We start from the raw sequence: 23016 nt of genomic DNA on the forward strand, positions 1-23016 counted from the left end.
GGTGCCGGACACCACCGCCAGCTCCGCTCCCTCCTCCGCGTTCGCCGACCTGGACGCCTTCACCGCGCTGCCGCGCGTCAGCGGCCTGGCCCTGTCCCACGACGGGACGCGCCTGGTGACGACCGTCGCGACGCTCACCCCGGACCGCACCCGGTGGCGGGGTGCGCTGTGGGAGGTCGACCCGGTGGGGGGACGCCCGGCCCGCCGCCTGACCCGCGGTGCCGCCGCGGAGTCCTCACCGGTGTTCACCCCCGACGGCACGCTGCTGTTCACCTCGGCGCGGCCGGACCCGCAGGCCCCCGCCACCGACGACCCGCCCGCGGCGCTGTGGGCGCTGCCGCCGACGGGGGAGGCGCGCTGCGTCGCCGCGCGACCCGGCGGGGTCTGCGGTCCCCGGACGGCGCGGACGTCAGCGGCCGTCGTCGTCGCGTCCCCGACGCTGCCCGGCGCCGACGACAGCACCGAGGGGCCGACGTCGGACGCGGCGCGCCGCGAGGCCCGCGAGGACGCGAAGGTGTCGGCCGTCCTGCACGCGGGGTACCCCGTCCGGTACTGGGACGCCGACCTCGGACCCGACGAACCCCGCTGGCTCACGCTGGACCTGCCGGCGGACACACCCGCGGGCGCGCGGGACGAGGTGCGGTGGCGCGACCTCACCCCCGCCCCCGGTCGCCGTTTCGACGAGGCGTCGGCGGCCCTGGTCCCCGACGGCTCCGCCCTCGTCACCACCGAGAACGTGGCCGGTCCGGGCGGGTCGCAGCGCACCCGGCTCGTCGTCCTCGACCGTGCCGACGGCTCCGTGCGCGCCCTGGCGGACGATCCCGGGCGGGAGTTCACCTCGCCGTCGGTCTCCCCGGACGGGCGGTGGGTCGCGGCCGTCGCCGAGAGCCTGTCGACCCCCACCAGCCCGCCGACGCTGCGGCTGGTGCTCGTCCCGCTCGACGGTTCCGCGGCGCCGCGCGACGTGGTCCCCGGCTGGGAGGTCTGGGGGACGGGCACCCCGCAGTGGGGGCCGGGGTCGGACGCCCTGTTCCTCGCCGTCGACGACCACGGCCGCGCCCCCGTGCACCGCGTCGACGTGGCGGACGGTTCGGTGCGCCGCCTCAGCACGGACGACGGTGCCTACTCCGACCTGCAGGTCGCGCCCGACGGCACGGCGGTCTACGCCGTCCGCTCGGCCGTCGACGCCCCTCCGGCGGTCGTGCGCCTCGACGCGTCGAGGCCGGGGGACCCGGTCGTCCTCCCCGGTCCGGCGCCCCGACCGGAGCTGCCCGGCACGCTGACGGAGGTGTCCACGACGGCCGCGGACGGCGCCGAGGTCCGGGCCTGGTTGTGCCTGCCGGCGGACGCCGGGCCCGAGCACCCGGCCCCGCTGCTGCTGTGGATCCACGGCGGCCCGCTGTCCTCGTGGAACGCCTGGTCGTGGCGGTGGAACCCCTGGCTGGCCGTGGCCCGCGGTTACGCCGTCCTGCTCCCGGACCCGGGGCTGTCGACGGGGTACGGCGCGCAGTTCCTGGCCCGCGGCTGGGGGGCGTGGGGCGCGGAGCCGTACACCGACCTCATGGCCGTCACCGACGCCGCGCTGGAACGCGACGACCTCGACCCGGAGCGCACGGCCGCGATGGGCGGTTCGTTCGGCGGGTACGTGGCGAACTGGGTCGCCGGGCACACCAACCGGTTCCGCGCGATCGTCACCCACGCGAGCCTGTTCGCGCTCGAGCAGTTCGGGGCCACGACGGACGCGGCGCACTACTGGGAACGGGAGATGACCCCGGCGATGGTGGCGGCCAACGACCCGGCCGCGCACGCCGCGAACATCGTCACGCCGATGCTCGTGATCCACGGCGACAAGGACTACCGCGTGCCGGTCGGGGAGGCCCTGCGGCTGTGGTGGGTCCTGAACCGGCAGTGGACGGGCGACCCGGCGGACCTGCCGCACCGGTTCCTGCACTTCCCGGACGAGAACCACTGGGTGCTCACCCCCCGGCACGCGGTGCTCTGGTACGAGACGGTGTTCGCGTTCCTCGCCGCGCACGTGCACGGGGTGCCGTTCCGGACGCCGGAGCTGCTGCGGTGACGGCGCTGCGGGCACGGATCGGCCTCGGCCCGTGAGCGGGCGCGCGAGCCTCACCGTCCAGGGCGAGGGCCGGGTCGAGGGCCCGCCCGAACTGGCGACGGTGTCCGCGGTGCTGCACACCTCCGGCCGCAGCCCCACCGTCGTCACCGGGGCGCTCGCCGACCTCGCGCGGCAGGTCCACGAGGTCCTTTCCGGGTTCGCCCCCGACTCGGTCCGCACCGACCCGTTGTCGGTGAGCCCCGTCGTCGACCGCCGTTCCGGCACCCGGATCACGGGCTGGACCGGCCGGTTCTCGACGCGGGTGACCCTCGCCGCCGACGCCACCGACCTCTCCGCCCTCGTCGTCGCGTTCACCGGCCTGCCCGGTGTCGCGGTCGACGGACCCTGGTGGTCGCTGCGTCCCGGCTCCGACCTGGAACGGCGGGCCCGGGCGGCCGCCGTCGCCGCCGCGGTCGCCCGCGCGCACGACGACGCGGCGGCCCTCGGCGCCACCCTCGGCGACCTCCTGGAGCTGTCCGACGCCGGGGGCTCCCCGTTCCCGACGCCCCGGATGGCGGCCACGGCCTTCCCGGCCGCGGACGGATCCCCGCCCGAGCTCGACCTCGACCCCCAGCCCCAGACCGTCGCGGCCGTGGTGACGGCGCGGTTCGAGCTCGTCGACGTGCCCCCGTCGGCCGAGCTGCCCGGTGCCCCGGGACGGGCCGGCTGAGGTCTCGTGGGGTCTCGTCGGGCGGCGTGCGCCGGTGGCAGAGTGCGGGCATGCGCTCTGCCACCGGCGACCACGACCCCGGCTCGGCGTGGACGGAGGTCGACGAGTACCTCGTCCAGACGTTGCTGCCCGAGGACGAGGTCCTCGAACTCGTCGTCGACGAGAACCAGGCCGCCGGGTTGCCGGCGATCGACGTGTCCCCGCTGCAGGGGTCGCTGCTCTCGCTGCTCGTGCGGATGACCGGAGCCCGGCGGGTCCTGGAGATCGGCACGCTCGGCGGGTTCAGCACGATCCACCTGGCGCGAGCCCTGCCGCCCGGCGGCCGGGTCGTCACGTGCGAGTACGAGCCCCGGCACGCCGAGGTCGCCCGCCGCAACCTCGACCGGGCCCGTTTCTCCGACGTCGTGGACGTCCGCGTGGGCGCCGCCCTCGACACGCTGCCGCAGCTCGCGGCGGAGGGCGGCGACCCGTTCGACCTCGTCTTCATCGACGCCGACAAGCCGAACAACCCGCACTACCTCGAGTGGGCCCTGCGGCTGACCCGCCCCGGCAGCGTCATCGTCGGGGACAACGTCGTGCGCGGCGGCCGGGTCGCCGAGGAGGCGAGCACGGACCCCGCGATCACGGGGACCCGCACGTTCCTGGAGGCGCTGGGGGAGGACCCGCGCCTGGAGGTCACCGCGCTGCAGACCGTCGGGGCGAAGGGGTGGGACGGGTTCGCCCTCGCGCTCGTGCGCTGAGCCGCGGGGTCAGGACGGCGGCAGCTCCGGCGCGATGTCCGCGAGGCGGGCCGCGACGGCCGCCTCGAGGCGCTCCGACGGGGCGATCGCGAAGAACTCCTCGTCCAGCCGGTCCCACAGCTCCTCGTCGGCGGCGGACAACTCCTCGTACCCGGTGGGCCGGAACCGCAGGAACTCCCGACGTGCTCCGAGGACGAGGTCCGCGACGTCGTCCAGGCCCAGCCACCGCAGGCCCGCCGCAGCGTCGTCGACGGAGTCCAGGCGCCGGCTGAAGAAGAGGTTCTCCACGCCCCCGCCCACCAGCCCGCCGTTCTCGGCGATGCCGTGCAGGGCCAGCACCGCCCCCAGGGATCGCAGACCCGGGGTGGCGGCGTCGTCCCCCCACTCGTAGGCCGTGATCGCCGGGACGTTCAGCGCGTCGAGCAGCGGGGTGCCCACGGGTCCGTCAGTCGCCCTCGGAGTACCCGTGCAGGTCGAGCTCGGCACCGTGCACCTGGACGTCGCGCTCGTCCGGGTCGGTGACGTGCAGGACGCGGCCGTCGACCCGCGCGGGGAAACCCGCGTCCTGCAGCCGCGCGGCCACGGTCTCCAGCGGCTCGGTCGTCGAGAACGCCAGGTCGGTCGTGCCGGCCTCGCGCGGCGCGGCGGCGGTGGCGACGTCGTGGAGCCCGACCTCCCCGCCGCCGGCGGCTTCCAGGCTCACCCAGGACCCGTCCTCGCTGCTCTGCGTGCCCGCGAGGCCGAGAGCGCTCAGGAAGCGCCGCATGGCGGCGACGTCGCGGGTGAAGCGGACGGGAGTGACCTTCACGGGACCCACCTTCGATCGGAGCGTGCTGCGGGACGATCATGCCCGCCCGCGGCGCCGGGCGCGCGTCGCGCCGAGGTGTCGGGGCAGCTGCCCGGGGTCACCGTTCCCGGGTCCGCCGGCGGAACCGTCGACCTCGGCGGCAAGACCGTCCGACGACTCGGCCACGGCGCCACGCGCATCACCGGTGACGGCGACGTCGTCATCGCCACCGAGGGCGGGCTGACCCGCACGGCCCGGACGTGTGGCCGCCGCTGGGCCGCCCGGAGCACCTGCGCCGGTTCGGCGTCGACGACGTGGAGGAGGCCCGGGCGGCCGGGCTGGGCATCGCCTCGGTGCAGAACCGCTACGACCTCGGCGACCGGCGGGCCGAGGACCTGCTGACGCACTGCGAGGAGCAGGGCATCGCCTTCACCCCGTGGGTCCCCGTCGACGCCGGCAGCCTGGCCCGTCGGCGTTCAGGCGTCCAGGAGCCCCGCGTCGTGCGCCACGATCGCGACCTGCACGCGGTTGTGGGCCTCCAGCTTGGTGAGCAGCCGCGACACGTGCGTCTTCACCGTCGCCTCGCTCATGAACAGCTCCTTGCCGATCTCGGCGTTCGACAACCCCCGGCCGACGGCGCCGAGCACCTCGCGCTCGCGGTCGGTGAGCAGCTGCAGCCGTTCGGCGGCCTCGCGGCGGCGCGGGTTCACGGTGTCGGCGGCGTAGTGCCCGACGAGCCGGCGGGTCACGGTGGGCGAGAGCATCGCCTCGCCCGCGGCGACGACACGGACGGCGGAGACGAGCTCGCGCGGCGGGGTGTCCTTGAGCAGGAACCCCGTCGCGCCCGCCTGCAGCGCCTGGAAGACGTACTCGTCCAGGTCGAAGGTCGTGAGCATGACGACGCTGGGGGCCTGCGGTCGCTCGGTGATGGCCTTGGCGGCGGTCAACCCGTCCATGACGGGCATCCGCACGTCCATGAGGACGATGTCGGGCCGGTGCGCGGCGACACCCTCGAGGGCCTGGGCGCCGTTCTCGGCCTCACCGACGACCTCGACGTCCTCGGCGCTGGACAGGATCATCCGCAGACCGGCACGCACCAGCGCGTCGTCGTCCACCAGCAGGACCCTCGTCGGCCTGCCCCGCTGCTCGTCCGCGTTCACGTCGGCGTCCGCCTCCACCTCAGCCGTTCCCCTCGCCCGTGCCGGAGCCGGCCGGTGCGCGGACGATCCTCGCATCCGGCGGGGTCCAGGCGGCGGAGGCGCCGGGACGCGCCCGCCCGTCCGGGGCCGGCCACGGCATCCGGGCGCGGACGGCGAAACCACCGCCCGGTTCGGGGCCGGAGGTGATGGTGCCGTCGGCCAGGCCCACGCGCTCGGACAACCCGACGAGCCCGGACCCCGCGCCCGGCAACCCCGCGGGCGCCCCGTGCGGGCGGGCGTTGACCACCGAGACGAGCATCTCCCGGCCCACCTCGCCGGAGACGGTGACGACCGTCTGCGCCGACGGAGCGTGCTTGTGCACGTTCGTCAGCGCCTCCTGCACCACCCGGTAGACGGTCCGGCCGAGGTCGGCCGGCACGTCGGCGTGGACGGGCACGTCCGTCCGGAACACGGCGTCCACCCCGGCCTCCCGCGTCGACTCCACCAGCCGCCGGACGTCGACGAGCGTCGGCTGCGGCACGAGCTCGGCCGCGGTGGTGGCCGCGGACCCCGTGCCCGGCGCCCGCAGCACCCCCAGCACCCGGCGCAGGTCCTCCAGCGCGGTCCGGGCGGTCTCGCGGATCGTCGCCGCGGTCGTCTCGACCTGGTCGGGGCCGACGTCCGGGCGCACCTCCAGGCCCCCGGCGTGCAGGGCGACGAGCGAGATGCGGTGGGCCAGGACGTCGTGCATCTCGCGGGCGATGCGGGTCCGCTCGGCCAGCCGGGCCTGCTCGGCCCGCAGCACCTGCTCGTGCTCGGCCCGTTCGGCGCGCTCGCGCAGGGAGGTCACCAGGTCGCGGCGGGCGCCGACGAACGCGCCGACGAAGACGCACAGCGAGACCCCGACGACCGCGAAGACCGCCGACCAGACGAGCCCGTTCCCGGTCGTGCGCAACGACACCAGCGTGGCGGCGACCCCGGCCACCACCGACAGCAGGACGAGCAGGCGGTCGCGCCGGCGCGCCGCCAACGTCAGCAGCGCGAAGCACAGCGCCCCGTCGAAGGCCAGCACCCCGGCCGCGGCCAGGGACACCAGGCACAGCAGGACCGGCTGGCTGCGCCGCCACCACAGGGCCAGGCAGTTCGCGACGACCAGGACGCAGGCGAGCACCTCGCCCACCCCGGCCCCGGTGACCCACGACAGCCCGTCGAAGAGGACCGGGGGCCCACCGGGCTGCGGCCGGACCGGGCCCACGACGACCGCGTGGAACCAGGTCACGGCCAGGGCGAGGGCCAGCAGGACGGCGACGACGTCCCGGGCCCGGGGGGCGAACCGCCAGCGCGTCGCCCACGGGTCGGCGGGCGGAGCGACGGGGTGCGCGAGCTGGCTCACCGCCTCAGGGTAGGGAGGTGGTTGAGCGTCCGTCGTCCCCCGATCGTCCCTGCGCTCCTCCGGCGTCCGTCGCACCCGTCACCCCGCGCGTCACCCACCGTGTCGCCCGTCCCCGAGGAACGCCCCGTGAACCCTGCTGAACCCCGCTCCACGATCGCCTTCCTCGGCCTGGGCCGGATGGGCCGCGTCCTGGCCGGCCACCTCCTGGGGGCCGGCCACGACCTGCGCGTCTGGAACCGCACCCCCGGCCGCGACGGCGAGCTCGTCGCCGCCGGCGCGACCTCCGCCTCGTCCGCGGCGCAGGCCCTCGACGGTGCCGACGTCCTGGTCACCGCCCTGTTCGGACCACCCGCCGTCCGCGAGGTCGTCCTCGACGGGCTGTCCCCGGCGGCCGGGACGTTGTGGATCGACGTCACGACGATCGCCCCCGCCGACGCCGCCGAGCACGCGCGCTGGGCCGCCGGGCGCGGCGTCGACCACGTCCACTCCCCGGTCGTCGGGTCGCTCGGCCCGGCCGCGAACCGCTCCCTGGGCGTCCTGGCCGGTGGGCCGCGAGCCGAGCGGGCGCTGCCCTACGTGTCCCTGTGGGCCGACCCGGACCGGTTGCAGGTCCTGCCCGAGGCCGCCGCCGCCGCGACGGGGAAGCTCGTGGCAAACCTGGCGCTCGCCGTCTCCTTCCAGGGGCTCGTCGAAGCCGTCCGGCTCGGCGCCTCCGGGGGTCTGGACGTCGAGCAGGTCCTCACCACGCTGAGGGGCACGGGGCTGGGTCCGATCGCGGCGATGAAGGGGCAGAACCTGCGGACGGGGGAGTTCGGGGACACCCAGTTCTCGACCGACCTGCTGCTGAAGGACACGGGTCTGATGATCGACACGTCCCGCTTCCCGCTGCCGGCCCTGACGGTGGCGGCCCAGGCGCTGCTGGCCGCCCGACGGGCCGGGCACGGGGACGAGGACTTCTCCGTCGTGGCCCGCGACGAACCCCGCTGAGCCTGCGCGGGACCCGCGGCCTGGACGGGGCACCCGCCGGGAGCGGGTAGACTCCTGCCTGCCGGTCCCGGTCACGGGATCGACGCTGGGGCCCCGTTGTGTAGCGGCCCAGCACGCCGCCCTCTCACGGCGGTAGCGCGGGTTCGAATCCCGTCGGGGCTACCGAGGAAGGCCCCCGGTCCACCTGGACCGGGGGCCTTCTCGCGTCCCGGGTCCGTCCGCTCGCCGGTGCAACGCACCGGCCGTCCAGCGCGTCTGCTGCTCGGAGGTCGCAGGGGGCGGCCCGGTGGAGGGGAGGACGGCGTGAGTGGTCACCGGAGGGGAGCCGACCCGGCGGAGGACGACCTGGTCCGTGCGCTGCGGCGCGCGGGCACGGCCGACGCCGGGGTCGACGTGACCGTCCTCGTCGCAGGAGCGCGGGGGCGCGCCCGCACCCTGCGCCGTCGCCGCCGGGGGGTGGCCGGTGTCGTCGCCGTCCTCGCCCTCGGGCTGCCGCTCGGGGTGTCCCAGTGGGCCCAGGACCCGACGACGGTGCGGCCCGTCGTCCCCGCCACGACGCCCCCGGCGACGGCGGTCCCCAACGAGGCCCTGCTGACCACGCGGGACGTCGAGGCGGTCGTGCCCGGTCTGGAGCTGTCGGGGCAGAACGTCTCCGTGAACTCCGGCTTCTGCCAGGACGACGCCTACGACGGGACGGACACGATCGTCGACAGCCGGGCGGCGGGGTGGGGCGGGTCGCCGACCGCGCGCCCGGGCCCGCCGGAGGACGTCGGGCTGCGCGTGCTGCTGTTCCGCGGCACGGCCGCACAGGACTGGACGGCCGCCACCGAGCAGGACGCCCGGGACTGCGCGACGACGCAGCTGGAGGGCGCGTCCTGGACGCTCGCCCCCGCGGCCGTCGCCGCCGAGCAGGTGATCGCCGGCTACCGCCCGGCCACCCTCGGCGACGACCCGTCGTGGCAGGCGATCGTGGTGGCGCGCTCGGGCCAGCTCGTCGTGAAGGTCACGACGACCACCTACCAGCCCGACGGGCAGGCCACCCTCGACCAGGCCGCCGCCCTGGCCTCGCGCGAGCTCGACCTCGCGGCGGCCCTCACCGAGGCCGGGGGTGCGCCGCGGTGACGATCCCCGGCACGCCCACCCGTCCGCCCGGCACCGGGGCCCTCACCTTCGAGGAGTTCGTCACCGCCCGCGGCCCGGCGCTCGTGCGCCTGGCCCGCGGGCTGCTCCGCGACCCGCACGCGGCCGAGGACGTCGTCCAGGACGTGCTCGCCAAGGCCCTGCTGAAGTGGGGCCGGGTGAGCGCGGCCGACGACCCGGTCGCCTACGTGAACCGCATGGTGGTCAACGCCTCCACCTCCTTCTGGCGGCGGGCCGCGCGGCGCGAACGCCCCACCGGGGACCTGCCCGAGAGCGCGACCGCCGACCGCAGCGGGCAGTTCGCCGACCGCGACGAGCTGCTCACCGCGCTGCGCCGGTTGCCGACCAAGCAGCGCACGGTGCTCGTCCTGCGCCACTTCGAGGACTGCTCGGACGAGCAGATCGCCGACCTGCTCGACGTCACGACGGGCACGGTCCGCAGCAACGCCCACCGCGGGCTGGCGACCCTGCGCGAGCACCTGGCGGGGGACCGGGGCCGCTGACCTCAAGTTCCCCCCGCACCCGGCCGAAGTACTCACAGGAGCACCGCTTCTAGAACTTTCGTCACCCGGTGTGGGGGAGCTACCAGTGTTCGGACGCCAGAAGGTCACCGTCGGTCACGTCGCCACGGGACCGATGCCGCGCGACGTCGAAGCGCTGGAGGCGGTCCTCGCCGCGCTCGACGGGGGCATCACCACCGAGCTGGAGGCCCAGCTCGCCTGCGTCCGGGCGCTCGCGGGGGCGCTCGACCTCAGCTACGGCGCGGTCTGGCTGCCCGGTCCGGACGGCCGCTTCACCGTCGCGGCGGAGGTGGGTCCGCTGAGCCAGGCCCTGTCCTCGAGCCGGTCCATCGCCGTCGGCGCCGGGGACGGGTGCGGCGGCAAGGCCATCACCTCCCGCGAACCGGTGCAGTGCGACGACTCCCCCGAGGCGATGGCCTGCCAGCGCTGGCGCGACGCCCGCGCCGCCGGGGCCAAGAGCGGTGGTCAGCTGCCCGTCGTGGAGAACGGCCGGGTGGTCGCGATCCACGAGTACTACTCGCGCAACGAGCTGCCGTTCTTCGGGGGCCGGGCCGAGAAGTGGTCGGCCATCCAGCGGGTCGCCGCGCACTCCCGCCGCCGCGCGCTGGACACGGCGACCCTGCAGGAGACCCTCAACGACCGCGCCGCGGTGACGACCGTCGTGACCACCGTCGGTGCCGCCGCCACCCAGGAGGCCGCGCTGCGCACCGCCCTGGAGACCGTGCGCGAGGCGTTCGGCTGGGCCTACGGGTCGTACTGGGCGCTGGACGAGGAGAGCGCGACGCTGAGGTTCGCGGTCGAGTCGGGGTCGGCGGGGGAGGAGTTCCGCCGCGTCACCCTCGCCGCGAGCTTCGCCGAGGGCGTCGGCCTGTCCGGACGGGCCTGGCGCCAGCGCGACCTCGTCTACGTCCGCGACCTGGCCGAGGTGACCGACTGCGTCCGGGCCCCCGCGGCCCAGCGCGCCGGCGTGAAGTCCGGCGTGTGCTTCCCGGTCCTGTCCGAGGGCCGGGTCGTGGGGACCATGGACTTCTTCGCCACCGACGTCATCGAGCTGTCCGACTCGCGCGCCTCCTCGCTGCGCAACGTCCAGCAGCTCGTCTCGCAACGGCTGGACGTCCTGCGCCGCAGCGAGCACGACGCAGCCCGGTCGCACGAACTGCTCGACACGGTCTCGCGGCTGCGCGACGCGGTGAACGACGCGGGCCGCGTCGCGGACGCCGCCGTGGGCCAGGCCTCGACCATGACGGGTGAGGTGGACGCGCTCACCCAGGCGTCGGCGGCGGTCGGGGAGGTCATCAAGATCATCTCCGGGATCGCCGACCAGACGAACCTCCTCGCGCTCAACGCCACGATCGAGGCCGCCCGCGCCGGGGAGCTCGGCCGGGGTTTCGCCGTCGTCGCCAGCGAGGTCAAGGACCTGGCGCGCGAGACCGCCGACGCCACCCAGCGCGTCGCGCAGCAGGTCGCCGGCATCCAGGCCTCCAGCTCGGCCGTCTCCGGCGGCATCAACGAGACCGCCGCGATCATCCGCGAACTGGACGCGGTGCAGGCGCGCATCTCCGAGGTCATCGACGAGCAGGTCGCGATGGCGACCGCGTACGAGCACCCCTCGTCGCGCTGACCCCCTGAACCCGCCGCACCGTCGTCCGCCCTGAGCGGACGGCGGTGCGGCGGCCCCACCCGTCCCGTAGCGTCACCGGGAACCGACCGGTGGAGGTTCCCGTGCGCACGTCGACCGTCGTCCCGTCCCGCCGCGTGCGCCGCCGGCCGGACCCGCTGCTGCGCGACGTCCTCGGCGGCGTGCTGCGGGCCGAGCGGACCGCGCAGGCCCGCACCCTGTCCGACGTCGCCACCGCCGCGCGGGTGTCCCTGGCGCACCTGTCCGAGGTCGAGCGCGGGCGCAAGGAGCCGTCCTCGGAGGTGCTGGCCGCCATCTGCGGTGCCCTCGGCCTCGACCTCGCGGACCTGCTGCTGCGCACCGGCCGCCACGTGCGCGACCTGACGTCGGTCACCGCGCCGGCGGCCCCCGCCGCGGGGTCCTTCCGCGCCGGGCCCGGCGTCTCGCTCTCGCTCGTCGCCTGAGCCGGCGGGTCCCACCCCGTCGGGGTCGCGGAGGCGTCGTGGACGTCAGGGCGTGCGCCGTCGCGGTGCCGGCCCGGTGGACCCCGCGGCGACGAGGTCGAGCATCCGGTCCCGCCCCCCGCCGGGAGCGCCCCGGTCGAGCTCGGAACGTATCGAGTCGGCGATGAAGGCGGCGGCGCCGGCGAAGTCGTAGCGGACGCTGCTGAGCGTCGGGGTGAGGAGCGCGCCGAACGGGTCCGCGTCCACGCCGACGACGGACAGGTCGCCGGGCACGTCGATCCCCTCGCGCGCCGCGGCGAGCAGGACCGCCCCCGCGAAGAGGTCGTTGAAGCAGCAGACGGCGGTCACCGGGTGCCTCCCGCCCACCCACCGCCGCAGGACGGGCCGCAGGGCCTCGCCCGCGTCCGTGAGCGCTCCCGGGACCACGTGCGGCGGGACCGCGAGCCCGTGGGCCCGGGCTGCGAGCCGCACCCCCTGCGCGCGGTTCGCGCTGAGGGTGGCGAGCAGGGCGTCCTCGACGGTCACGTGCGCGAGCCGGCGGTGCCCCAGGGCCACGAGGTGCTGCACCTGCAGGGCCCCGACGGCGCGTTCGAGGTGCTCGACCGAGTGGGCGATGCTCAGCACGGGGATGCCGGCCCCCCGCGCCGCGGACCGGTCGTCGGCGGTCAGGGGCATCACCTCGACGACGACCCCGGGGTTGACGTCGCGCAGCACGTCGGCCAGCCGGGCACCGCCGCCGGCGGTCCACGTGAGCAGCGACCGGCCCCGCTGGGCGAGGGCGTCGGTCAGCTGCCCCAGCAGCCGGTCCACGTTGCCCGCGAACGGGAGCCGGCCCAGCGCCACGAGGACGCAGTGGTAGTCCCCGCCCCGCAGGCTGCGCGCGGCGGCGTGGGGGATGTACGCCAGGCGCGAGGCGGCCTCCTCCACGCGCCGGCGCGTCTCCTCGGGGAAGGAGTGCCGGGTGCTGCCGCTCAGGACGTAGCTCACCGTCGACCGCGAGACACCGGCCGCGGCGGCCACGTCAGCGCTCGTCGCCCTCCTGTGCACGCGTCCTCCGTGGGTCTCGTCCCAGCGCACGGTAACCGATCGACCCACCCCGGTCGGCGGACCGCGCGAAGGGGTGGTTCCCTGGCACCCCTTGAGTGGATCGATTCAATCGCCTACCGTGGTCACACGTGTGAGTGAGAAGTACGCCCGAGTTCGAAGGAGAACCCGCCATGTCCCCCCTCCCCACCCCGCCGTCCGACCCGTCGGTCGCCGCGCGCCCGAACCCCTGGCGCGTCGGCGTCATCGCCGGGATGGCGTCCTACATCGACGCCGCCGCCCTCGTGACGTCCGGCATCGCCCTGGTCATCTACGGGATGACCGTCGGGATCACCCAGGACCAGATCGCCCTGCTGTCCGGGGCCCTGACGTTCAGCGTCGCCGCCGGAGCCCTGGTCGGCGGCCGGCTCGGCGACCGCTTCGGCCGGCGCCGCGTCTTCCTCGTGACGATGCTGTTCATCGTCGCGGGCTCCGCCCTCGCCACCGTCGGGACGACGTTCGGGGTCCTGCTGGTCGCGATCGTGCTGCTGGGCCTCGGGGTGGGCGCGGACCTGCCGGTCTCCCTCGCCACGATCGCGGAGGCCGCCGACGACGGGAACCGCGGCAAGATCATCATCCTGTCGAACTCGCTGTGGCTGGTCGGCATCATCGTCGCCGTCGGGATGGCGGCCTTCGTCGGTGACCTCGGACGCCTCGGCGGGCAGATCATGGTCGGACACGTCGGCGTCGTCGCCCTGGTCGTCCTGCTGGCCAGGCTCACGGTTCCCGAGTCGCAGGTCTGGCTGGCCGCCCGCCGCGCCGGGACCCTGCCCTCCACCACGCCCGGTGTCCGGGTGCGCGACCTCTTGCGCACCCCCTACGCCCGGCCGATGGTGGCGCTGGTGGTGTTCTACGCCCTGACGAACCTGGGCGCCAACACGTACGGGCAGTACAACACCTTCATGGCGACCACCTACGCCGGGGCGACCGTGGCGCAGTTCAACCGGTGGGCGCTGGTGGTGCTCATCGCCTCGCTCGTCGTCGGCCTGGGTTACATGCGGTTCGTCGACACCCACCGCCGCTTCGCGTTCTTCGCGGTCGGCGCGCTGCTCACCACGTCCAGCTACTTCGTCCTCGGCATCGCCGGGTTCACCCTCACGACGCTCGTCGTCGCACTCGTGATCAGCAGCCTGGGCAACAGCGTGGCGTTCGAGGGCATCATGAAGATCTGGACCCAGGAGTCCTTCCCCACGACCCTGCGGTCCACCGCGCAGGGCACCATCGTCGCGGTCGCCCGCATCTCCGCGGCCATCCTCGCCGCCGCGACACCCGCCCTGCTCCGGTTCGACAACCAGGGTTTCTTCCTCGTCCTGGGTGCGGTCGTGGCCGTGGGGTTCCTCGTGGCGGGTCTGACGTTCCGGCGTCCTCCCGTGAACACCTTCGTCGACGACCCGACGACCCCGACCGCCGAGACCGGCCACCCGGCCACCGCCCGGTCCTGATCCGCGACCCGCAGGAGTTTCTCGATGGTCCCCACCCCGTCCGCCCCCGTCTTCGAGCACCACGCCCCTCACCGGCTGGGGACGGGGGAGGCGGCCCCGCGGCTGTCCTGGCTGGTCGACGGGGCGGCGCAGGGTTACCGGCAGCACGCCGCCCGGGTGCAGGTGCTCACGACGACGCCGCGCGGGCAGCAGACCCGCAGCACCCACCACCTGCCCGGTCCGGACCAGGTCCTCGTGCCCTGGCCCTCGGCGCCGGTCGCCTCCCGGACCCGGATCGCCGTGCGGGTCCAGGTGGACGACGGTGATGCCTGGAGCCCCTGGGGTCCGTGGGGGCACGTCGAGACCGGGCTCCTCGACCCGGCGGACTGGACGGCTCGACCCGTCGGCCCGCCACCGTCGCAGGACGGCGAGCCCGGCCGCGTGCGGGCGACGTTCCACCTGCCCGCCGACCCGGTGCACGCCCGGCTCTACCTGTCCGCCCACGGACTGGTAGAGGCGGAGGTCAACGGCCGGCGCGTGGGGGACGAGGAACTCACGCCAGGCTGGACGAGCTACCGCCACCGCCTGCGGTACGCCACCTTCGACGTCACCGAGCAGGTGCGCGCGGGGGAGAACGCGCTGGGCCTGTGGCTCGGGGACGGCTGGTGGCGGGGACGTCTGGGGTTCGGTGAGGGCGTCGAACGCTTCTACGGCGACCACCTCGCCGTCATCGCCCAGCTCGAGGTCGTGGACGCCGACGGCGAGCGGCACGTCGTGTCCTCGGGGCCGGGGTGGCGCACCGGTCGCGGTCCCGTGCGAGCCAGCGGCCTCTACGACGGCGAGCACGTCGACCTGCGCGACGACGACCCCTCGTGGTCCACGCCGGAGCACGACGACGCCACGTGGGGACCGGTCGTCGTGCACGAGCTGGACCCCGGCAGCGCCCTCGTGGCCCCCACCGGGCCGCCGGTGCGCTGCGTGGAGGAGCTCGAACCCGTCTCGGCGGTCGAGCGGGAACCCGGTCGCTGGGTGCTCGACTTCGGGCAGAACCACAGCGGGCGCCTGCAGGTGCGGGCCTCGGGCCCGGCGGGGCACCAGCTGCGGTTCCGGCACGCGGAGGTGCTCGTCGACGGCGAGCTGCACACCGCGCCGCTGCGCAGCGCCCTGGCCACGGACGTGCTCGTCCTCGACGGGACCGACGTCGAGTGGGAACCCCGGTTCACCGTCCACGGCTACCGGTACGCGGAGGTCAGCGGCTGGTCCGGACCCCTGCGGCCCGGGGACGTGGTCTCCCGCGTCCTGAGTTCCGACGTGCCCCGGACCGGGTGGTTCCGCTGCTCCGACCCGCTGCTGCAGCGGCTGCACGAGAACGTGGTCTGGGGCGCGCGGTCGAACTTCGTCGACGTCCCGACGGACTGCCCGCAGCGGGACGAACGGCTCGGCTGGACGGGGGACCTGCAGGTGTTCGCGCCGACGGCGGCCTTCCTGTTCGGCGTGACCGGGATGCTCACCTCGTGGCTGCGCGACCTCGCGGCCGAGCAGGAGGAACTCGACTGGGTCCCACCCTTCGTGCCCTACCTGCCGCTGCCCCCGTTCACGGAACTCCCGCGCGACCCGATGGCCGTCTGGGGAGACGTCGCGGTCCTGACACCCGACGTGCTGCACACGGCGACCGGGGACGCGGCCCTCCTGCGGGCGCAGCTGCCCAGCGCCGTCCGGTGGTTGCAGCACGTGGAGCGGTCGGCCGGGCCGGGTCGCGTGGTGCACGACACCGAGCAGCTCGGCGACTGGCTGGACCCGGCCGCCCCGCCGGAGAACCCCTTCGAGGCCACCACCGACCGCTTCCTCGTGGCCACCGCCTACTTCGCGCACGCCGCCGCGCGGCTCGCCGCCACGGCCCGGACGCTGGGGGAGGACCGCCTCGCCCACGAGCAGGAGGTCCTGGCGGGCGAGGTGCGGTCCGCCTTCGCCCGCGAGTTCCTCACCCCCGACGGCCGCCCCCGCGACGACACCCAGACGGCGCACGCGCTCGCCACGGTGTTCGGGCTCTGGCCGGACGAGCGGACCGCGGCGGCAGGGGGTCGCCGGCTCGCCGAGCTCGTGCGGGAGGCCGACGGCCGCATCGCGACGGGTTTCGCGGGAACACCCGTCGTCTGCGACGCGCTCACCCGCGCCGGTCACGTCGAGGAGGCGTACCGGTTGCTGCAGTCGACGCACTGCCCCTCCTGGCTCTACACCGTCCTGCAGGGGGCGACGACGATCTGGGAGCGCTGGGACGCCATCCGCCCCGACGGCTCGGTCAACGACCCCACGATGACCTCGTTCAACCACTACGCCCTCGGAGCGGTCGCGGACTGGCTGCACCGCGTCGTCGCCGGGCTCGCCCCCGCAGCCCCCGGGTACCGGCACGTCCTGTTCGCCCCCAGGCCCGGCGGGACCCTGACGAGCGCCGGGGCGACCCACTCGTCCCCGTACGGGACGGTGTCGATCGACTGGTCCCTCGCGCCCGAGGGGATGCACGTGGAGGTCGTCGTCCCCCCGGGCGTCACCGCGACCGTCGACCTGCCCGGTGCCCCGCCGGTGCAGGTCGAGCACGGCCGGCACACGTTCCACCAGCCGGTACCCCGCCACCCCGACCAGCACGACCAGCACGACGCCCAGGAGGCCCTGTGACCACGAGCACCCCGTCCACCACCGGGGACCGCGCCGTCGACGCCCAGGTCGGGATCGAGGTCGTGGACCGCACGGTGCCCGGACCGCACGGCCCGGTCCCGGTCCGCGAGTACCGTCCCGCCGGACCGGTGGTGGCGGGTCTCGCGTGGGCGCACGGAGGGGCCTTCCAGCACGGTGACCTCGACGTCCCCGAAGCCGACTGGGTCAGCCGCTGCCTGGCCGCCGCAGGGGTCCGCACCGTCTCGGTGGACTACCGCCTCGCCGTCGGCGACGTGTTCTTCCCCGTCCCGAGCGACGACGTCCTCGCCGCCTGGACGTGGGCCTGGCACGAGGGGTTCCGCGACCTGCCGCCGGAGCGCCGCCACCTCGGGGGTGGCAGCGCCGGCGGGAACCTGGCGGCCTCGGTGAGCCTGCAGGTGCGCGACGGCGCCGGGCCGCTGCCCGCCACGACCGTGCTCGTCTACCCGGTGCTGCACTCGGTCCTGCCCGCTCCCTCCCCCGAGCTCGCCGCCGCGTTGGCGACGTCGGGGACGGGGGAGCGGTTCGACGCCGCCCGCACCCGCGAGCTGAACCTCGCCTACGTGGGCCGGGAGGAGCTGCTGTCGCACCCGTACGCGTTCCCGGCGCACGGTGACCTCACCGGGTTGCCGCCGACGCTCGTGGTGACCTCCGACCTCGACGACCTGCGGCCCTCGGGGGAGGCCTACGCGGCGGCGCTCGTCGCGGCCGGGGTCGAGGTCACGGTCGTCCGGGAACCCGGGGTGCCGCACGGGCACCTGAACTTCCCCGAGACGGCGGGGGCGCAGCGGACGGTGGCCCGGCTGGTCGCCTGGCTCACCGCGGGCGCCCGGCCCTGAGGAGCCGGGCGCCCGGCGGTCAGTCCAGGAGCACGACGACCTTGTCGGCGGCGCCCGGGGTGGCTGCCAGCGTCAGCGCGTCGAGGGCACGGTCGAAGGGCAGGGTGTCGCTGACGACCACCGCGTACTCCTGCCAGTTCTGCACGAGGTCGTCGGTGACCTCGAAGATCTCCGTGGGGTACCCCATGGCCCACACGAGGTTCAGCTCCGTGGCCAGGACCGCGCCGAAGTCGATCTCGACGGGGGTCTTGTGCACCGCGACGACCCCGAAGGTGGCGCCGTGCTTGGCGATCGAGGTCACGGTGCGGGGGACGACCGGGGCGCCGGCCGCGTCGAGGTAGATGTCGGTCCCGGGACGCACACCCCGCACGCGCGGCGTGGAACCGTCCCCGTGCAGTTCCACCAGGCGGGCGGCGACGTCCTCCTCGGCGGAGTTCACGACGGCGTCCGCCCCCACCTGCAGCGCCTTCTCCAGGCGCGAGGGGACGATGTCCACGACGACGACGTGCTCGACCCCCTTGCGTCGGTACCCCAGGACGGCGCCCAGGCCGATCGGCCCGGCCCCGAACACGACCACCTTGTCCCCGGGGCCGGGAGCGGTGCGGTTGACCGCGTGCAGGGCGACGGCCATCGGCTCGTTGAGGGCGGCCACCTGCCAGGGGACGTGCCGGGGGATCACCTTCACCTGGCGACCCACCTCGGCGTCGCGGACCACGACGAACTCCGACAGCGCGCCCTGAGCCCCACCGCTCCCGAGCAGACCGTCGGTGAAGGCCATGGTGTCCAGCACGACGTGGTCGCCGACCGACAGGCCGTCGACCTGGTTCCCGACCTCCACGACCTCCGCGGCCGGTTCGTGTCCCAGGGGGGTCGCGCCCTGGCGGGGCGGGATGCCGCCGTGGCTGGTGTAGAGGGCGTCGGACCCGCAGATCCCGCAGGCCCGGACCCGCAGGAGCACGTCGGCGGGTCCAGCGGTGGGGCGGTCCACCTCCACCCAGGACGCCGTGCCGGGGCCGGTGACGTGGACGGATCGCATGACGGGTCTCCTCGGGTGGGGCGGGGACGGGGGCCGGGCACCGACGTGGTGCGGTGGGGCCATCCTGGTCGACGCGCCGGCGCGGGGCGTCACCCGTCCGGATGACGCCCAGCGCAGGACCGCGGGTCGAGGGTCACGCCGAGGGACCGGACCCCGAGGACGGGGTGAGCGCTGCGGCGGGCGAGACGACCCGGTCGGCCACCCCGTACTCCACCGCCGCGGCACCGGGCAGGACGAGGTCGCGGTCGAGGTCGCGGCGCAACACCTCGACGTCGCGGCCGGTGTGCCGGGCGAGCAGGTCCTCGATCTCCGACCGGATCCGCAGCACCTCCTTCGCCTGGATCTGCAGGTCCGCGGCGGTGCCCTGCGCCCCGCCGGACGGCTGGTGCAGCAGGACGCGGGAGTGCTCCAGCACCGACCGCTTGCCGGGCGCGCCGGCCGCCAGGAGCACGGCCGCGGCCGAGGCGGCCTGCCCGACGCAGAACGTCGCGACGTCGGGCTGGATGAACCGCATCGTGTCGTAGACCGCCGTGAGCGCCGTCGCCGAACCTCCCGGGGAGTTGATGTAGAGGCTCACGTCGGCGGTCGCCGACTCCGACGCCAGGTGCACGAGCTGGGCGATGACGACGTTCGCGACGGCGTCGTCGATCTCGCCGTGCAGGAACACGATGCGGTCGGACAGCAAGCGGCTGAACACGTCGGACGTGCGGTCGCCGCGGGGCGTGGACTCCACCACGTAGGGGATCGGCCAGCTCATCACAACCCCACCTTCCGGGCCGCGCCGAGGTGGACGTCGGAGACCGCCGTGACGACGTGGTCGACCATGCCGTACGCCAGGGCCTCCTCGGCCGTGAACCACCGGTCCCGTTCGGAGTCCGTCCGGATCGTGGTCTCGTCCTGGCCCGTGTGCTGCGCGGTCAACCGGGTGAGGACGGATCGCGTGTGCTCCAGGTTCTCGGCCTGGATCGCGATGTCGGCCGCGGTGCCCCCGATCCCGCCCGAGGGCTGGTGCATCATGACGCGCGCGTGCGGCAGGGCGTAGCGCTTGCCGGCCGTCCCCGCGCACAGCAGGAACTGCCCCATGCTCGCGGCCATCCCCAGGACGAGCGTCGAGACGTCGTTGGGGATCAGCCTCATGGTGTCGTAGATCGCGAGACCGGCCGTCACCGAACCACCGGGGGAGTTCACGTACAGGGCGATGTCGGAGCGCGGGTCGTCGGCCGACAGCAGCAGCAGTTGCGCGGTGATCCGGTTCGCGGCCGCGTCGTCGACCTCCTGCCCCAGGACGACGATCCGCTGGAACAGCAACCGTTGGGACAATTGGTCCTCGAACGGTCCGGTGGTGGTGGTCATGCCCGGTCTCCTCTCCTGCGGGGACCCGGCGCCCCCGCACCACCAGCGTCGTCGCGTCGGGCCGGAGGAGGGGAGGGTCTTCTGCCCGCAGGAGATCTCCTCCCGGCGAACAACCCCGTCGGCGTCGTTCTCACTCGGTGAGAAGGACGCTGGACCCGGTGCCGGACGGACGGGTTGGCTGCCGGGCACCACAAGCCCCCACTGGTCGAGGAGGACTGGAATGAGTTCGGACGCACGTGTCGCGGTGGTCACCGGAGCGGCTCGCGGGATCGGGCGCGGGATCGCCGAACGCCTCGGGCGCGACGGCCTGCACGTCGTGGTCGCCGACCTGCCCACCATGAAGAGCGGCATCGACGAGACCGTGCAGGCCATCGGGGACGCCGGGGGCACCGCCACCGGCGCCGAGGTCGACGTCACCAGCGAGGAGTCGAACGAGCTGGTGGTGCGCGCAGCCGTCGAGGCCGGCGGGCACCTCGACGTGTTCGTCGCCAACGCCGGGATCGCACAGGTCGATGAACTGCTGGAGTACGACACGGCCGACTTCGAGAAGATCTTCGATGTGAACGTCAAGGGCGTGTTCTTCGGGTACCGCGCCGCGGCCAAGCAGTTCATCGCCCAGGGCGGCGGCGGGAAGATCATCGGTGCGGCCTCGATCGTCGCGTTCCGCCCGTTCGCACTGCTCGGTCCGTACTCGGCGACGAAGTGGGCCGTTCGTGGTCTCACCCAGGCCGCCGCGATGGAGTGGGCCGAGCACGGCATCACCGTGAACGCCTACGGCCCCGGCATCGTCGGTACTGCGATGTGGGACCTCATCGACGAGAAGCTCGCGGCCAAGCACGGCCAGCAGAAGGGTGAGGCGCTGGCCGAGAACGCACGGTCGATCCTGCTCGGGCGCGTCTCCGTCCCCGACGACGTCGCGAAGATGGTGAGCTTCCTCGCCTCCCCGGACTCCGACTACGTCACGGGCCAGACGATGCTCGTCGACGGCGGGATCCAGTTCTCCTGAGCGGTCCTCGGGTCAGCCGGTGCGCAGCCACCGGCTGACCCGGTTCGCGCTCTCGCGCAGCGCGTTCTCGAGTTCACCGGCTCGGCGGAGGTCCACCTCGTCGTCCACGGTGCTGATCGCGACCGCGCCCACCACCGAACCCGCGGGGTCGTGCACGGCGACGGCCGCGCACGCCGCGCCGGGCACGAACTCCTCGCGCTCCCAAGCCAGGCCGCGCCGTGAAACCTCGGCCAGGTGGGCGCCCAGCGCGGACCGGTCGGTGATCGTCGTCGGCGTCAGCGCCGGGGTCCCGTGAGCGTCGAGGTACTCGGCGGCGTCCTGGGAGGACATCCCGGCCAGCAGGATCTTGCCGAAGGCCGTCGCGTGCGCGGCCTCGTGGAACCCGAAGTTCATGGGCGTCAGCCGCGGGTGCGCGGGGGAGTCCGCCACGTGCGCGACGACGACGTCGGCCCCTCGGTACACCGCGAAGTAGGCCGCCGCCCGCACCGAACCGTGCAGCCGGCAGATCTCCTGCCGCACGGTGGGGGGGACCCCGACCTGCCGGTGCAGGCTCACCCCGAGGCGGTCCAGCTTGTAGCCGAGCTCGAACCGCTTGTCGGCCTTGAGGTGGACGAGGTAGTCGCAGCCGACCAGGACCTGCAGCAGCCGGTACGTCGTCGGCAGCGGGAACCCCAGGGCCTGCGACACCTCCCTGGCCGTGGCCCCACCGCGCTCGGCCACGACCTCCAGCACCGCGAGCGTCTTCTCGGCCGTGGCGACCCCGCCGTCCCGTGAACGCCGTCCGCGGGCGTTCCCCCGGGCCGCACCGGCTGTCGGCCTCGTGTCGTCGTCGAGCACGCCCGCAGTCTGGCGCGCCGGCCCCCGTCCGTCCACGTCGGGGCGGTGGACCGCCGGTGACCCCTGCGTGCGGTCGCGCGGCCCGTCAGGCCCGCCAACCACCGTCGGAGAACAGCAGCTGCCCGTTGACCCAGCCCCCGCGGTCGGACAGGAGGAACGCGACGAGGTCGGCGGTGTCCTGCGGCGTGCCGAGCCGCCCGCGCGGGTTCGCGGCGAGCACCGAGGCGCGCAGGTCGTCGTCCATCCAGCCCGTGTCGACGGGGCCGGGGTTCACCACGTTGGCCGTGAGGCGCTGGTGCTGCAGTTCCCGCGCGGCGGCGAGGACGATCCGGTCCATCGCGGCCTTGCTCGCGCCGTACGGGAGGTTGTGGACGGTGTGGTCGCTCGTGATCGCGACGATCCGGCCCGTGCCCGGTTCCACCCGCAGCCGGCGGGAGAACTCCGCGACGAGCAGCCACGTCGCCCGGGCGTTGAGCGCCATGTGCCGGTCGAAGCTCTCGACGCTCGTGTCGAGGATGGAGGAGTCCACCGACTCGCAGTGGCACGCCACGAGCGCGGTCACCGGCCCCAGCGCCTCCTCCACCGCGTCGAAGAGCCGGGCCGGTGCGGCCGGGTCGGTGAGGTCGGCGGGAACGGCGGCGGTGCGCGCTCCGGCGGCCCGCAAGCCGGCGTGCACGTGGTCGGGGTCCTCGGGGTGCGGTCCCCACGGCATCCGCTCGTCGTACGGAGTCCAGTGGGTGGTCGCGACGTCCCAGCCGTCCCGCGCCAGCCGGGCGGCGACACCGGCACCGATGCCGACCCGTCTCCCGACCCCCGTCACGAGCACCACCGGTCGCCGCGTCACGCCCCCACCCTGGCCCGGGCCGGGGTGGGGGACGCAACGGGTTTCCCTACTGGCGGTAGTGCTCGACCTCGTCGACGGGCCGGGCCGCCGCCTCCTGCGGGTCCTGCCCGGCGGCGCGGCGCGCGTCGCGCTGCCGCAGGAGGTCCCAGCACTGGTCGAGCGCCTCCTCGGCGGCCCGCAGCCGCGCGTGCTCCTCCTCGGCGCTCAGCTCGCCCCTCTGCAGGGCCTCCCGCAGGCGGTGCTCGGTGGCGACCAGGTCGCTGATCCGCTGGTGGATGTCGTGCTCGTCCATGCCCGGATCCTGCCGCGACGCGGGGCGGACCGCGAGCGC

At 75.0% G+C, this 23016-nt stretch carries 23 protein-coding genes, 1 tRNA gene and 1 pseudogene; 14 read left to right on the top strand and 11 right to left on the bottom strand.

Annotated elements, in window-relative coordinates; translation table 11 throughout:
• The first annotated feature begins 1 nt into the window (after window position 1).
• From AB2L28_RS16845 to AB2L28_RS16855, 3 genes are read left to right on the top strand one after another with little or no spacing between them, the layout of a single operon-like run.
• Window positions 2-2077, top strand: coding sequence for an alpha/beta fold hydrolase (locus AB2L28_RS16845; RefSeq protein ID WP_370720141.1), 2076 nt, complete (start codon window positions 2-4; stop codon window positions 2075-2077).
• Between the two features lie 31 nt (window positions 2078-2108).
• A complete protein-coding gene (locus AB2L28_RS16850; RefSeq protein WP_370720142.1) occupies window positions 2109-2786 on the top strand; it encodes an SIMPL domain-containing protein in 678 nt (225 codons plus the stop codon).
• A gap of 50 nt (window positions 2787-2836) precedes the next feature.
• Window positions 2837-3526, top strand: a complete 690-nt coding sequence (locus tag AB2L28_RS16855; RefSeq protein ID WP_370720143.1) for an O-methyltransferase — start codon at window positions 2837-2839, stop codon at window positions 3524-3526.
• A 9-nt stretch (window positions 3527-3535) separates the two neighbouring features.
• On the opposite strand, the gene AB2L28_RS16860 is transcribed toward AB2L28_RS16855, so the two are convergent.
• Together AB2L28_RS16860 and AB2L28_RS16865 are read right to left on the bottom strand one after the other, a co-directional pair.
• Window positions 3536-3964, bottom strand: a complete 429-nt coding sequence (locus AB2L28_RS16860; RefSeq protein ID WP_370720144.1) for a DMP19 family protein — start codon at window positions 3962-3964, stop codon at window positions 3536-3538.
• Window positions 3965-3971: 7 nt separating this feature from the next.
• Entirely contained in the window at window positions 3972-4334 is a 363-nt protein-coding gene (locus AB2L28_RS16865) for a VOC family protein (RefSeq protein WP_370720145.1), read from the bottom strand.
• 332 nt (window positions 4335-4666) lie between these two features.
• Here AB2L28_RS16865 and AB2L28_RS16870 point away from each other — a divergent pair.
• Window positions 4667-4780 (top strand): annotated as a pseudogene (locus AB2L28_RS16870) (oxidoreductase); the annotation flags it as partial.
• A 9-nt stretch (window positions 4781-4789) separates the two neighbouring features.
• Here AB2L28_RS16870 and AB2L28_RS16875 read toward each other — a convergent pair.
• Both AB2L28_RS16875 and AB2L28_RS16880 read right to left on the bottom strand, forming a co-directional pair.
• Entirely contained in the window at window positions 4790-5473 is a 684-nt protein-coding gene (locus AB2L28_RS16875) for a response regulator (RefSeq protein WP_370720146.1), read from the bottom strand.
• 19 nt (window positions 5474-5492) lie between these two features.
• On the bottom strand, window positions 5493-6845 hold the full coding sequence (locus AB2L28_RS16880) for a sensor histidine kinase (protein WP_370720147.1): 1353 nt from the start codon (window positions 6843-6845) through the stop codon (window positions 5493-5495).
• A 126-nt stretch (window positions 6846-6971) separates the two neighbouring features.
• Between AB2L28_RS16880 and AB2L28_RS16885 the strand changes: the two genes are divergently transcribed.
• The 6 genes from AB2L28_RS16885 to AB2L28_RS16910 all read left to right on the top strand — a co-directional run bounded on the left by AB2L28_RS16885 (window position 6972) and on the right by AB2L28_RS16910 (window position 11575).
• Window positions 6972-7832 (top strand): NAD(P)-dependent oxidoreductase, encoded by an 861-nt coding sequence (locus tag AB2L28_RS16885; RefSeq protein WP_370720148.1) that lies wholly within the window; start codon window positions 6972-6974, stop codon window positions 7830-7832.
• Window positions 7833-7921: 89 nt separating this feature from the next.
• Window positions 7922-7994, top strand: a tRNA-Glu gene (locus AB2L28_RS16890).
• 141 nt (window positions 7995-8135) lie between these two features.
• Window positions 8136-8954 (top strand): hypothetical protein, encoded by an 819-nt coding sequence (locus AB2L28_RS16895; RefSeq protein ID WP_370720149.1) that lies wholly within the window; start codon window positions 8136-8138, stop codon window positions 8952-8954.
• On the top strand, window positions 8951-9475 hold the full coding sequence (locus AB2L28_RS16900; protein WP_370720150.1) for a SigE family RNA polymerase sigma factor: 525 nt from the start codon (window positions 8951-8953) through the stop codon (window positions 9473-9475). Before AB2L28_RS16895 ends, AB2L28_RS16900 begins: the two co-directional genes overlap by 4 nt.
• A gap of 85 nt (window positions 9476-9560) precedes the next feature.
• Window positions 9561-11114: a methyl-accepting chemotaxis protein gene (locus AB2L28_RS16905; RefSeq protein WP_370720151.1), complete on the top strand. Its 1554-nt coding sequence runs from the start codon at window positions 9561-9563 to the stop codon at window positions 11112-11114.
• Between the two features lie 101 nt (window positions 11115-11215).
• Window positions 11216-11575, top strand: coding sequence for a helix-turn-helix domain-containing protein (locus tag AB2L28_RS16910; protein ID WP_370720152.1), 360 nt, complete (start codon window positions 11216-11218; stop codon window positions 11573-11575).
• A gap of 45 nt (window positions 11576-11620) precedes the next feature.
• Here AB2L28_RS16910 and AB2L28_RS16915 read toward each other — a convergent pair whose 3' ends face one another.
• Window positions 11621-12595 (bottom strand): LacI family DNA-binding transcriptional regulator, encoded by a 975-nt coding sequence (locus AB2L28_RS16915; protein WP_370720153.1) that lies wholly within the window; start codon window positions 12593-12595, stop codon window positions 11621-11623.
• Window positions 12596-12792: 197 nt separating this feature from the next.
• Here AB2L28_RS16915 and AB2L28_RS16920 point away from each other — a divergent pair, with 197 nt between their 5' ends.
• The 3 genes from AB2L28_RS16920 to AB2L28_RS16930 are packed head-to-tail and all read left to right on the top strand — an operon-like array spanning window position 12793 to window position 17609.
• Window positions 12793-14100 (top strand): MFS transporter, encoded by a 1308-nt coding sequence (locus tag AB2L28_RS16920; RefSeq protein ID WP_370720154.1) that lies wholly within the window; start codon window positions 12793-12795, stop codon window positions 14098-14100.
• Window positions 14101-14124: 24 nt separating this feature from the next.
• Window positions 14125-16752, top strand: a complete 2628-nt coding sequence (locus AB2L28_RS16925) for a glycoside hydrolase family 78 protein (RefSeq protein ID WP_370720155.1) — start codon at window positions 14125-14127, stop codon at window positions 16750-16752.
• The gene (locus AB2L28_RS16930; RefSeq protein ID WP_370720156.1) at window positions 16749-17609 is read left to right on the top strand and encodes an alpha/beta hydrolase fold domain-containing protein; all 861 of its coding nucleotides are present in this window, start codon (window positions 16749-16751) and stop codon (window positions 17607-17609) included. Before AB2L28_RS16925 ends, AB2L28_RS16930 begins: the two co-directional genes overlap by 4 nt.
• A gap of 19 nt (window positions 17610-17628) precedes the next feature.
• On the opposite strand, the gene AB2L28_RS16935 is transcribed toward AB2L28_RS16930, so the two are convergent.
• The 3 genes from AB2L28_RS16935 to AB2L28_RS16945 form a co-directional block, all read right to left on the bottom strand.
• A complete protein-coding gene (locus tag AB2L28_RS16935; protein WP_370720157.1) occupies window positions 17629-18645 on the bottom strand; it encodes a zinc-dependent alcohol dehydrogenase in 1017 nt (338 codons plus the stop codon).
• A gap of 133 nt (window positions 18646-18778) precedes the next feature.
• Complete coding sequence (locus AB2L28_RS16940) at window positions 18779-19402, bottom strand: ClpP family protease (RefSeq protein ID WP_370720158.1); 624 nt, start codon at window positions 19400-19402, stop codon at window positions 18779-18781.
• Window positions 19402-19998, bottom strand: coding sequence for a ClpP family protease (locus tag AB2L28_RS16945; RefSeq protein WP_370720159.1), 597 nt, complete (start codon window positions 19996-19998; stop codon window positions 19402-19404). The genes AB2L28_RS16940 and AB2L28_RS16945 overlap by 1 nt, the downstream gene beginning before the upstream one ends.
• Window positions 19999-20218: 220 nt before the next feature.
• On the opposite strand from AB2L28_RS16945, the gene AB2L28_RS16950 reads away from it, so the two are divergent.
• Window positions 20219-21004 (top strand): acetoin reductase, encoded by a 786-nt coding sequence (locus AB2L28_RS16950; RefSeq protein WP_370720160.1) that lies wholly within the window; start codon window positions 20219-20221, stop codon window positions 21002-21004.
• Window positions 21005-21016: 12 nt separating this feature from the next.
• On the opposite strand, the gene AB2L28_RS16955 is transcribed toward AB2L28_RS16950, so the two are convergent.
• From AB2L28_RS16955 to AB2L28_RS16965, 3 genes are all read right to left on the bottom strand, one after another.
• Entirely contained in the window at window positions 21017-21841 is an 825-nt protein-coding gene (locus AB2L28_RS16955) for an IclR family transcriptional regulator (protein ID WP_370720161.1), read from the bottom strand.
• An 85-nt stretch (window positions 21842-21926) separates the two neighbouring features.
• Window positions 21927-22685 (bottom strand): SDR family oxidoreductase, encoded by a 759-nt coding sequence (locus AB2L28_RS16960; protein WP_370720162.1) that lies wholly within the window; start codon window positions 22683-22685, stop codon window positions 21927-21929.
• 46 nt (window positions 22686-22731) lie between these two features.
• A complete protein-coding gene (locus AB2L28_RS16965) occupies window positions 22732-22977 on the bottom strand; it encodes a DUF2630 family protein (RefSeq protein ID WP_370720163.1) in 246 nt (81 codons plus the stop codon).
• Window positions 22978-23016: the final 39 nt, after the last annotated feature.

It is taken from the genome of Kineococcus mangrovi (assembly GCF_041320705.1).
Lineage (GTDB): Bacteria > Actinomycetota > Actinomycetes > Actinomycetales > Kineococcaceae > Kineococcus > Kineococcus mangrovi.